Source organism: Rapidithrix thailandica (assembly GCF_039710355.1).
GTDB lineage: Bacteria > Bacteroidota > Bacteroidia > Cytophagales > Flammeovirgaceae > Rapidithrix > Rapidithrix thailandica.
Genome location: NZ_JBDKWZ010000004.1, coordinates 105,840 through 117,587 on the forward strand (window position 1 = coordinate 105,840; position 11,748 = coordinate 117,587).

Genomic DNA, 11,748 nt, shown 5'->3' on the forward strand with positions numbered 1-11,748 from the left:
AATGAGGTTTATGTTTTTTGTAAAACCTTTGAATGATGCTCCTTTTTAGTATTCAATAGGGGAATGACTTATTTTTTTATCTATACTGGGCACTATACTCCTAATTCAATTATCAGAACATGAAAAGTATTAAATCTAAATTTTTATTAATCACCAGTTTGGCGATTTTTATCTCGGTACTTTCTGTGAGTATTACGGGAATATATATGATTCGTAGAAGCTCGAAGAAAGACATTCAGGGCTATTACGAACGGGAAATGGAGCGCAGTAAGCTGAATTTAAAGCATTTGGTGGATGTGGTGTATGATGGCTTGGACTCACGCTTTAAAGAAATCGGGAACGAAGCCTACATTTTAAAACACTATGGTAACATCTCTGACTCGTTAGCGGTGGTGGCAGAACTGCAAAAGCTGCTCAGAAAGGAATATTTGGATTTGGTTTCTAAAATTCGTTACGATAACGGAGAAGGGTATTTCTGGATTACGGATAACCAATTGCCTTATCCTACCATGATCATGCATGCTGCCAAGCCTCAAAACAACGGGAGAGTGATGAGCGATCAGAAATACAATGTGGTCAAAGGAAAAGAAGGGAAAAACTTATACCAAGAACGGGTAGAAATATGTAAGGCCAACGGAGATGCTTTTGTCGAGTACATCATGAATAAACCAGGTACCGATATTGTTGAAAATAAACTTTCCTATTCCCGTTTGTACCGCCCTTTGGGTTGGGTGATTTCTACAGGGATCTACACTGATTCACTCCAAGATAACATGCGGGAAATTGAGGAACAGGTAAGTGAGCAGTTGAATCAAGTCATGTGGGTAATCCTTGTGTTGGCTTTGGTAATTACTGCATTGGGTATTGTCGTATCCTACCATTTCAGTGAGAAGATTACCCGGATATTATTTATGATCCGGGACAGAGCCAAAGACTTGGCTAAAGGAAGAACCGTGGAACTGATCTCTATCAACCGGAATGATGAATTGGGTGAAATTACCAATTCGATGAATGACTTGGTAAACAGCCTGAACGATTACATCGTCTTTTCCAAAGAAATCGGAAGTGGTAACCTTGATTATACCTTAAAAAATTGTGCGGATGATGCCGAGAACGTGTTGGGTATGGAACTTACCAAAATGCGGGACAACCTTAAAAAAGCCGATGAAGAAGAGAAAAGACGTAATTGGTCTATGCGGGGGATGGCTAGTTTTGTGGAAATATTAAGGAGTCAGACGCAAAATACGGAGGAATTATCCAATACAGTCTTGACGAATTTGATCAAGTATATCAATGCCAACCAAGGAAGTTTATTCATCCTGTCCGAAGGAGAGTCAAAAGGGGAAGAGTATTTGGAGATGGCCGCTTGTTATGCTTACAACAAGAAAAAATACGTCCATAAGAGAATTTACCCGGGAGAGGGCTTGTTGGGGCAGGTTATTTTGGAAAAAGAGACGATTAACCTGACCGAAATCCCGCAAAATTATGTGAATATCACCTCCGGACTGGGCGATGCGCCTCCGACAAACTTATTACTGGTGCCTCTGAAAGTAAATAATAAGGTAGAAGGAGCTATTGAAATTGCTTCCTTCCGTAAGTTTGCTCAATATGAAATAGAATTTATCGAACGCCTTGCGGAAAATATCGCTTCTACGATTTCCAGTGTGAAGGTGAATGAGCGTACCAAGCAATTGCTGGAAGCATCTCAACAACATACCGAAGAGATGCGGGCACAAGAAGAGGAGTTGAGACAGAATATGGAAGAATTAGTTGCTACCCAGGAAGAAATGTCGCGTAGACAAACGGAAGCGATAGAGTTGAAACAAACGCTGGAAGTGGAAACACAGGAATTGAAACAGGTCATTGATCAAAAGAACCAGGAGATTCAGCAACTGAAGATCGAAGTAGATGCCCTCAAAGGGTAAATGTACTTTTGAATTTGTGTTCATTCTATAATTGTATTTAAATATAAAGTCCTTTTATTGATCAAGTTTCAATAAGAAGATTTGTTCGTAAAAACCAGCTGCACAGCAGCTGGTTTTTTGCTATCCAAAAAATCCGGTTAAATGCTAAACAGTCGCTTGGTGATCCGGACGATCTTATCTTTTTTTGTAGGCGATGCTTCTCACTTCATAAAATTAACAGTCCAATAACAAATCTGTTTTGGAATATTCATTCCAAAGAAATACCTTTGCGCCATGAGTAAACGGGCAGATATCATTACCGCAGCAGTCAAGTTGTTTGTGACTCAGGGGTTGCAATCTACTCCCATGTGCGATTTGGCCAAAGAAGCCAGTACGGGGATGGGGACAATCTATAACTACTTCTGTAGTAAAGATATGCTTATCAATGAAGTATATCTGGATATTCAAAAACGGAAAAATGACTTTGTGTACAAGGATTTTGATCCCGATGCTCCTGTACGGATGCGGTTTAATCATTTGTATGGCAAATTGTTAGAATATTATATCAATCATCCCGATCATTTTCGCTTTGTCGATTTTTATTCCTTGTGCCCGGTGATTACCGAAGAAACGCGGAAGAAAGTAAAAGATCTTCATCATTATTATGGGGATATGTATTCGGATGGACAGCAGCAAGGGGTCATCAAATCCTTAGACCTCAAGGTATTGATAAGCTTTTCGGTAGGAGGTTGTTATGGGATTATTCGCACGATGCTTTTTGAAGGTTTTACTCAGATACAAACTCCATTAAACCTCGAACAACATTTGAATATCGCTTGGGATGCTGTAAAGGCATAAAAACCGTCTCAAGTTTTGGAATGAATATTCATTCTTGTCACTTCTCTCCAAAAACTGTGATTTTTCCGAAGCTTTATTTTGGGAAAATGAACTGATAACTAACCATTGAATATCTCTAAAGAGAACTGAAATGTAACATATTTATACGGAAGATTTTTTGCTGTATGCAAGATCTGAAAAGGATATAAAACTTTGCATTGAGTGAATGGGTGGTGAAGGGTAATTACCGGAAGTAACCTGGGCAATATTATGCAATCATAGAGGGCTTTTGCTTGTCTATAAGGTGTTTTATGGCCTTTGTTAGTGATTTAGCCGCTTGATGTATTTGAGGGGGATGGATTTGCTATGCATAGTTTTTCCTGCTGAAAGTGGCTACCGGATAGTTGGAAGAATTAATTCTTTACTTTTTATAAATAAAATCTATGGCAAAATTGATAAATAATATAACAAGTAATTGCTTGTTTTATTTCCGACCTTACTAACTTTGTCAAAAGCTTAAGCATTTTTTTAAAAGAGTATCACAACCAAATTTGAAATAATAAGACCTGATGACAAATCGAGAAAAACTATTCTACCATTACCTGACAGTTGCGTTTGTAGTAACTGTGTTAATGGGGGGATTCTCCACCCGGCTGTACGCACAGGAAGCGGGGGGGAATGTCTCAGAGAAAATTACCCTAGACCAGTGTATTACGTATGCCTTGGATAATCAACCGGTGTTGAAAAAAGCCAAATTAGGACAGGAAATCAGCGAAAAAGAGGTGAAAATCGCCCTATCAGGCTGGTTGCCTCAAGTGAACGCTAACTTTGACCTTCAACATTTTTTGAAACAGCCAGTAACTTTGTTGCCGGATTTTACAGACCCTTCAGGCCCAAGGCAAGAGGTAACGATGGGGGTAAAGAATACTTCTACATTAGGAATTTCAGCCACCCAGATCTTGTATGGAAATGACGTGATGCTGGCCGGGAAAACGGCTAAGGACTACCGCTTGGAAGCGAGTCAACAAATTGAAAGTGTAAAAATCGATGTGGTGGTCAGTGTGAGCAAAGCGTATTATCAAGTGTTGATTACCCAACAGCGTTTGGAATTGTTGGACGAGAACATTCAGCGTTTGGAGAAAAATCTGCGTGATGCTCAAAGCCGTTATGAAAGCGGATTAGCGGATAATATTGATTATAAGCGGGCGACAATTGCTCTCAATAGTGCGAAGGTAGAAAAAATAACCGCTGTTGAATCCTTGAAAGTACAGTATGCAAGCTTGAAGCAACTGATGGGGTACCCTAGTGAACAATCCTTGGAAGTATCGATGGACGTAAATGCAATGGAAACGGCTGTGCCTTTGAAGGAAAATCAACAGACAACGGATTTCAGCAACCGGATTGAGTACAAGTTATTGCAGACGAATAAGCGTTTGGTCAATGCTTCGGTACAATATTATAACCGGGACTTTTTGCCAACCGTATCCGCCTTTGTTAATTACAACTGGGCCTACCAAAACGATGAGTTTGCCAAATTGTACAACCGGAACTTTCCCAATTCAGTCGTTGGCTTGAAGGCAACAGTTCCTCTGTTTACTGGCCTCAGAAGATTGCGTAATGTTCAGAAGTCCAAATTGCAGTATATGCAGTTAGAGTCTGAAGAAGAGAATTTGGTCAACCAGATGAACACGGAACATGTACAAGCAATGGCGACTTACCGCAGTGCATTGGAGGCTTATCAAACTTCAAAAGAAAATTACGAGTTGGCCCAAGAAGTATATGAAACGGTACAGTTGCAATACAATCAGGGGATCAAAGCGTATTTGGAGGTGATTGTTTCCGAAACGGATTTGCGTAGCTCGCAGCTCAATTATTTGAATGCTTTGTTAAATGTGCTTTCCAGCAAATTGGACGTACAAAAAGCATTGGGAACCGTACCTGTTAGCTAAAAATACCTGTGCAACTTGTTGGGTATCATTCATATAGAGTTTTCATGCAGTTCATCAATCTGAACAATTACCAGAATACTTTTGCTCAACTACTTAATATATAATGACCTTAAGAAATATCATGATTACAAGATTAAATAGTTTGGCAATCATCATTGCCAGCATCATTGGGATTGCATCTTGTGGCAACCCTACAGCGCAAAACCGGCCGGCTGCGTCTGCGGTACCTGTAAATGTACAAAAAGTAGCCAAGCAAAATGTTGTATACCATAATGAGTATCCTGCTACCGTAGTTGCACTGAATGAAGTGGAATTGCGCAGTGAAGTGGGTGGATATATTACCGGTATTTCTTTTAAAGAGGGCCAAAAAGTGAAAAGGGGACAAAGGCTGTACACACTGGATCAAAGAAAATACACCGCAGCAAAAGCCCAGGCAGAAGCGAATTTGAAAGTAGCGAAAGCCAACTTGGAAAAAGCGCAAAAAGATGCCGACAGATATACGGCTTTGAGTGAAAAAGATGCGATTGCCAAACAGCAGTTGGACTATGCCTTGACGGAGTTGGACAATGCGAAATCCAGAGTGGCTGCGGCAGAAGCGGATTTGGTGACTGCGAATACCAACCTGAGATATTCGGTGATTACCGCGCCTTTTGACGGAACAATCGGAATTTCAAATGTACGTATCGGTACGTTTGTAAGCCTTGGCCAAACCTTGCTGAACACGATCTCTTCTGACAACCCTATGGGAGTGGATTTTGTCATTGATGAGAAAGAACTGAACAAATACCTTGCTTTAGAGCAAAGTGCGGATAATAAAGAAAAATCAGTGTTTACCATTGCCTTGCCGGATAAATCGCTTTACGGGGATGCCGGTGAAATCAGTGTGATTGACCGGGCAGTGGACCCTCAGACAGGAACGATTAAAATCCGTTTGGTTTTCCCGAACGCTCAACGCAAACTGAGAGCCGGAATCAGTGCTACCGTACGGGTATTGAATGAGAATTCAGGAGAGCAGATTATGATCCCTTACAAAGCTGTGACCGAGCAAATGAGTGAGAATTTTGTCTTTGTAGAGGACAATGGGGTAGTGAAGCAAACCCGGATTGAACTGGGTAAGCGTATTCATGAAAAAGTGATTGTGAAGAGTGGTTTGCAAGTAGGGCAAAACATCGTGGTGGAGGGAATCCAGAAGTTGCGTGACGGTGTGCCTGTTCAAGCGGCATTTTTAGAAGCAGGTGAGAAAACCGCCCGGAAATAAACCGGACCTTTCCTGTTGTAATCATTCGGGCGATGCTCTCAGAGCATTGCCAGGGGAGTCTTTGCCTATTGCATACTCACCGCTTCCCAAATTAGTAAAGTAGAACATTTAATCTGGAATAAATCGTATGATAGCCAATACATTTATAAAAAGGCCGGTCACTGCCATTGTCATCTCGATCGTGATCCTCATTGTAGGGGTGCTGGCCATATTGAACTTGCCGGTGGGTCAGTACCCGGATATTACCCCTCCGGTAGTACAGGTGAGGGGTACCTATATCGGTGCGGATGCACAAACGGTAGAACAAACGGTGGCTACTCCTATCGAATCGCAAGTGAACGGAACTCCGGGGATGTCGTACCTGAAGTCTAACAGTACCAGTGACGGACAGATGAGTATGGATGTGACCTTTGAGGTAGGAACCAACGTAGATATTGCCGCCCTGGACGTACAAAACCGTGTAAGTGTGGCCACACCTCAGTTGCCGATGGAAGTACAACGCCAAGGCTTGATTGTAAAAAAGAGAAACCCAAGTACCCTGATGGTTGTGGCCTTGTACTCGCCCGAGGGAAGCCACGACATTAAATTTTTGGATAACTATACCAATATTTATGTGAAGGATGCCCTTTCAAGGGTGAAAGGGGTAGGGGACGTTACCGCTCTGGGGAAAGATTTCAGTATGCGTTTGTGGTTGAAGCCGGACAAATTGGCCCGTTTGGGGTTGACTGCCACAGATGTGATTACGGCCATTCAAGAGCAAAACGTACAAGTGGCTGCCGGAGCTGTAGGACGTTCTCCACAGCCTGAAAATCAGTCCTTTGAATATACCGTATTGGTCAATGGCCGCTTAAAGAACGTTGCCGAATTTGAAGATATCATTATCAAGACTTTGCCTGAAGACGGTTCGATGGTGTACCTGAAGGATGTAGGAAGGGTAGAGTTGGGTAAATTTAATTATTCAGGGGCTTCCTTTGTAGATGGGAAAGAAGCGACTTTCTTGTTGATCAACCAAGCCCCGGGAAGTAATGCCCTGGAAACTGCCGAAGGGGTATACGAAATGCTGGCACAGCTTCAAAAGTCTTTCCCGCCGGATGTGGATTTTAAGGTGCCGTTTGAGTCTGTTTCCGTAGTGAAAATTTCGATCAACGAGGTACTGAAGACCTTGGTGGAAGCCTTGATCCTGGTTATCTTGGTAGTGTTCTTATTCCTGCAAAGTTGGAGAGCTACATTGATCCCGATTCTGGCGATTCCGGTGTCCATTATTGGTACGTTTATCTTCTTTATACCTTTGGATTTTACGATCAACACCCTTACCCTGTTTGGGTTTGTATTGACCATCGGTATCGTAGTGGATGACGCCATCGTAGTGGTGGAAGCCGTACAACATTATCTGGATACGGGAAAATACACGGCCAAAGAGGCGACTATCAAAGCGATGAAGGATATCTCAGGTCCTGTAATTGCCATTGCCTTGATTTTGGCGGCTGTATTCGTTCCGGTTGGATTTATTCCGGGGATTGTAGGGCGACTCTATCAGCAGTTTGCGATTACCATTGCTATTTCTGTATTGATTTCTGCTTTTGTCGCCCTTACGTTGACACCGGCTCTTTGTGCAATGTTCTTGAAGCCGATGAATATCAATAAGGATTCCAAAGGCCTGAACCGCTTTTTCTATAAATTCAATACTTGGTTTGACAAAACTTCACAAAGTTATTCCAACGGGGTGAAGAAAAGTATTCACTATTCACGCTACATGGTAGTGCTGTTGGTGTGTATCATCTTTGGAACCATGGTGATGTTCAAAAACAAACCGACCGGGTTTATTCCTTTGGAAGATGAAGGGCGTTTGTATGTGACCTTCGAGTTGCCGGAAGCTTCTTCCATTGCCCGGACACAGGAAGTCATGAACGATGTAATGAAGGCCTTCCAGGAAGTAGAAGAGGTAAAACACTTTGCCGCCATTGTAGGCTTGAACGTAGTGACGTTTTCAAACAAACCGAACAGTGGTACGATCTTCTGTACTTTAAAATCCTGGGACGAACGGAAGAGAAAAGATCAGCAGTTGTTTGGGGTCATTGCCAAACTCAATCAGAAATTCGCAACAATCAAAGAGGCCAATATCATTGTGATTCCGCCTCCTGCCATTCCTGGTTTGGGTAATACCGGTGGATTCAGTTTTATCTTGCAACAACGGGAAAGTAACGATGGCATTAAAGGCTTTGAAAGAGTTGCCATGCAGTTTATGATGGAAGCGAACAAACGTCCTGAAATTGCCCGTGCCTTTACATTCTTTACGGCCCGTACCCCGGGATATAACCTGAAAATCGACCGGGAGAAAGCCAAGAAGTTAGGGGTAAGTCTTTCCGAAGTGTTCAATACGGTTCAGACCTTCTTAGGAAGTCGCTATATCAATGACTTTACCGTGTACGGCCGGAACTTTAAAGTAATGGCCCAGGCGGATACTACTTACCGGGACAATATGTCGGCCTTGGAGCAGTACTATGTGCGGAACCAAAAAGGCGAAATGCTTCCTTTGAGTACGTTGATTGACTACGAAGTGACCGAAAGTGCACCGGTGATTTCTCACTATAACCTGTACCGTTCAGCAGAATTTAACGGAAGTGCAACCCCTGGCTTTAGTAGTGGTGAGGCCATTCAAGCCCTGAAAGAAGTAGCTGCGGAAGTATTGCCGGCCGGTTACGGATACGAGTTTTCCGGATTGAGTAAAGAAGAAATCAGTTCGGGAGATAGTACGGTGTATATTTTTGCTTTGTCAGTGCTCTTTGTCTTCTTGTTTTTAGCAGCACTGTACGAAAGTTGGTCCGTACCGTTTGCGGTCTTGCTGGCAGTACCTGTCGGAGCTTTTGGAGCGATTACGGCCTTGTCCTTGTCTCCGGGCTTAACGAATAATATTTATGCTCAAATCGGTTTGGTTACCTTGATTGGATTGGCCGCGAAAAACGCCATTCTGATTGTGGAGTTTGCCAAAGAACGGGTGGACCACGGTATGGAGCTGATCAGTGCGACTTTACAAGCCGTTCGCTTGCGTTTGCGTCCGATTATTATGACCTCCCTGGCCTTTATTCTTGGGGTTGTGCCGCTGGCACTTTCTTCAGGAGCCGGAGCTGTCGCTCGTAATACGATCGGTTGGACGGTATTCGGCGGAATGTTGGCAGCAACCTTGATTGCCATTTTCATCGTACCCGTCTTGTATGTGTTGATCACAAAAATGGCCTACGGGAAAGAAGGGTTGGAAAAATTAAGAGCTTCCCATAAAGCCGAAGAATATATGACAGATCACGTGTAAGCAATATAAAAGCAACTTTATTAGTGTATTTAGACAGGCGTGCAATGATGAGTTGCGCGCTTGTTTTGTTTTTAGTCCTTTCCTTTTTTCTGAATACTTTGACTCAGCAGTTGGTAAACGGACTGCATGGCCGAGCTTTCCAATAAAGCCTCGTGCCGTTGTATGGTATTGGTATCCTTGCGAATGGCCGGTCCGGTTTGGGCTTTTTCAGGGCCTAAGGCAAATGCTTTCTCCACCATTTCTTCCACGAGTGGTTTTAAGGCCGTAAAATCGAGTTCGTATTGTTCCATCACCGATTGTGCCATCAAAAGTAAATGATTCGGGAAGTTACAGGCAAATACGGCTGCCATATGCAAACCCAAGCGTTGTTGGGAAGTAGCTGTACTTACTAAAGGACTCAGTTTTCGAGCCAGAGAAAGCAATTTCCGCTCTACCGGTGTATTACTGCCTTCTATATAAAAATGGACTTTACGAAAGTCGATACATTTCTCTTTGCTAAATGTTTGTAAGGGGTAAAATACTCCGGATTGCAGATGAGCATTTTGTAAAATACCCAAAGGTTGGCTACCGGAAGTGTGTAGCAAAACTTGCCGGGGAGCAAGTTGTATTTGACTAGCCAACGGCTCAATTTGTGCATCGGGTGCCGTGATGAAAACCCAATCGGCTTCGGAGTTTCGAAAATCCAAATCAGCTTTGACCTTGGCCGAAGAAAGCTTTTCTACCAGTGAAAGGGCTTTTTCGGGAGAGCGGTTCACAACTTCCACGACCTGTGCTCCTTTTGCTTGTAATGCAGGGGCCAAATGCCAGGCAACATTGCCGGCCCCGATAAACGCTATTTTGATAGGTTGCATATTTCCTTGTTTGTTCGGTGCTTATGTTCCCGTTTTTACTTATAGCTCAAAACTTTGCCCTCGCTCCGGTACCTCAATCTGTTGATACCCTTTTTCCGAAAGAGTTTGCTGAAAGTCCTGAATAGAACGTTCCTCTCCGTGTACCAGAAACAACTTTTGCAAGGTGCCGGGAGATTGTTGGCCGACAAAAGACAATAAGTCTTGGAGGTCTCCATGACCGCTGAATACATCTGTCTGGCGGATAGTGGCTGCAATAGGAATTTCTTTTGACCCCACCTTTAACGATTTTAACTTATGCAATAAATCATGGCCAAAGGTTCCTTCTGCCACATACCCGACCATCAGAATGGTGCAATTAGGGTTGTTGATATTGCTTTTGATATGATGTTGGATGCGCCCACCTTCCAACATCCCCGAAGCAGAGATAATGATACAAGGGGCATTGTAACCGGAAAGGGCCCGGCTGTCTTTGGTTTTTTCTATATAACTCAGGTTATCAAAATTGAACAGGCTTTGGTGCTGTTCTTTGAATGCCTGAGATTCTGGATTAAGAAAGGAGGCGTAGCGTTCGTAGATCCGGTTACTTTGATAAGCCATCGGGCTATCCGCAAAAATTTTAATGAAAGGGAGGCGGTTTTGGAGGTATAGTTTATTTAAAGTGTAGAGAATGGCTTGGGTTCTTCCTACACTGAATGCAGGAATGATCAGCCGGCCGGGAGTCTCCACACAAGCCTGTTGAATTACCTTTTCCAGCTCTTCTTCACTTTGGTCGGTCGATTTATGTTGCCGGTTGCCATAAGTGCTTTCACATATCAGGTAATCCACCTGAGGGGGCGTTTGCGGATTGGAAAGTAGCGGATAGTGATTGCGGCCGATATCCCCTGAAAACAAGAGCTTTTTCCAGGTGCCGTTTTCCTCCACTTCAAGCAGGATATTGGCTGCGCCTAATAAGTGCCCGGTAGGAATAAAAGTGGCATAGAGCTGTGGCGTAATTTTAATTTTACGATTAAAATCAACCCCCTGGAATTGCCGCAAGGAGTCATTGACATGTTTGTCCACATACCATTCGGCAGGGTTCCCCTCTACCTTTTTTTTACCTGATTTATATTTATTCTTATGATAGGTTTTTAATTTCTTGGCATGGATCGATGCCGAATCCTTCAGGAGCAGTTCCGCCAAAGCCAAAGTAGGAGGTGTACAGTAGACCTGACCTTCAAAATCTTCGCGCAGCAAATTCGGGATTTTTCCGGAGTGGTCTATATGTGCATGGGTCAGCAAAACCGTATTGACCCGGCTGGCATCAAAAGGGAAAGTAGAACCGGGATAATGAGGCTGTGGTTCTTGGGCATTTTCCATGTCCATCCCACAATCAATCAGTAGGGTATATCCATCTTCTAATTCGAGGTGAAACATGCTCCCCGTTACTTGCCGGCAAGCTCCCCAAAAAGTTAATTTCATTTATAGAATAGTTAGAAATTAGACATCTTATGCTGAAGTGAATTAACGTTTTTCTTTTTCCTGAAAAATGTTTCAAAAAGGCCTCCTCTATGTTACTTTTTTCAGCAATAGCTTTGGCTATTCTTTTCAAAAAGTGCCTTGATGAGCCGGTTTTGATTCCATTTTCGGTCAAAAACCATAAGTG

7 protein-coding genes are annotated in these 11,748 nt (G+C 43.0%); 5 read left to right on the forward strand and 2 right to left on the reverse strand.

Annotated elements, in window-relative coordinates:
- Positions 1-119: 119 nt before the first annotated feature.
- The 5 genes from AAG747_RS08215 to AAG747_RS08235 all read left to right on the forward strand — a co-directional run bounded on the left by AAG747_RS08215 (position 120) and on the right by AAG747_RS08235 (position 9,255).
- Positions 120-1,925 carry a cache domain-containing protein gene (locus AAG747_RS08215; RefSeq protein ID WP_346820670.1) on the forward strand — a complete coding sequence of 602 codons (1,806 nt, stop codon included), beginning with the start codon at positions 120-122 and terminating at the stop codon, positions 1,923-1,925.
- 273 nt (positions 1,926-2,198) lie between these two features.
- Positions 2,199-2,762 (forward strand): TetR/AcrR family transcriptional regulator, encoded by a 564-nt coding sequence (locus AAG747_RS08220; RefSeq protein ID WP_346820671.1) that lies wholly within the window; start codon positions 2,199-2,201, stop codon positions 2,760-2,762.
- A gap of 548 nt (positions 2,763-3,310) precedes the next feature.
- Positions 3,311-4,690 (forward strand): TolC family protein, encoded by a 1,380-nt coding sequence (locus AAG747_RS08225; protein ID WP_346820672.1) that lies wholly within the window; start codon positions 3,311-3,313, stop codon positions 4,688-4,690.
- A 121-nt stretch (positions 4,691-4,811) separates the two neighbouring features.
- Positions 4,812-5,948, forward strand: coding sequence for an efflux RND transporter periplasmic adaptor subunit (locus AAG747_RS08230; RefSeq protein ID WP_346820673.1), 1,137 nt, complete (start codon positions 4,812-4,814; stop codon positions 5,946-5,948).
- A 127-nt stretch (positions 5,949-6,075) separates the two neighbouring features.
- Positions 6,076-9,255, forward strand: a complete 3,180-nt coding sequence (locus AAG747_RS08235) for an efflux RND transporter permease subunit (protein WP_346820674.1) — start codon at positions 6,076-6,078, stop codon at positions 9,253-9,255.
- A 71-nt stretch (positions 9,256-9,326) separates the two neighbouring features.
- Here AAG747_RS08235 and AAG747_RS08240 read toward each other — a convergent pair whose 3' ends face one another.
- Together AAG747_RS08240 and AAG747_RS08245 are read right to left on the reverse strand one after the other, a co-directional pair.
- On the reverse strand, positions 9,327-10,106 hold the full coding sequence (locus AAG747_RS08240; RefSeq protein WP_346820675.1) for a Rossmann-like and DUF2520 domain-containing protein: 780 nt from the start codon (positions 10,104-10,106) through the stop codon (positions 9,327-9,329).
- A gap of 39 nt (positions 10,107-10,145) precedes the next feature.
- Entirely contained in the window at positions 10,146-11,564 is a 1,419-nt protein-coding gene (locus AAG747_RS08245) for an MBL fold metallo-hydrolase RNA specificity domain-containing protein (protein WP_346820676.1), read from the reverse strand.
- Positions 11,565-11,748 lie beyond the last annotated feature (184 nt).

Bases quoted from the DNA above. Each gene is read 5' to 3' on its own strand.
- AAG747_RS08225 (WP_346820672.1), top strand. From the start codon at position 3,311: ATGACAAATCGAGAAAAACTATTCTACCATTACCTGACAGTTGCGTTT.
- AAG747_RS08240 (WP_346820675.1), bottom strand. From the start codon at position 10,106: ATGCAACCTATCAAAATAGCGTTTATCGGGGCCGGCAATGTTGCCTGG.
- AAG747_RS08220 (WP_346820671.1), top strand. From the start codon at position 2,199: ATGAGTAAACGGGCAGATATCATTACCGCAGCAGTCAAGTTGTTTGTG.
- AAG747_RS08245 (WP_346820676.1), bottom strand. From the start codon at position 11,564: ATGAAATTAACTTTTTGGGGAGCTTGCCGGCAAGTAACGGGGAGCATG.
- AAG747_RS08230 (WP_346820673.1), top strand. From the start codon at position 4,812: ATGATTACAAGATTAAATAGTTTGGCAATCATCATTGCCAGCATCATT.
- AAG747_RS08235 (WP_346820674.1), top strand. From the start codon at position 6,076: ATGATAGCCAATACATTTATAAAAAGGCCGGTCACTGCCATTGTCATC.
- AAG747_RS08215 (WP_346820670.1), top strand. From the start codon at position 120: ATGAAAAGTATTAAATCTAAATTTTTATTAATCACCAGTTTGGCGATT.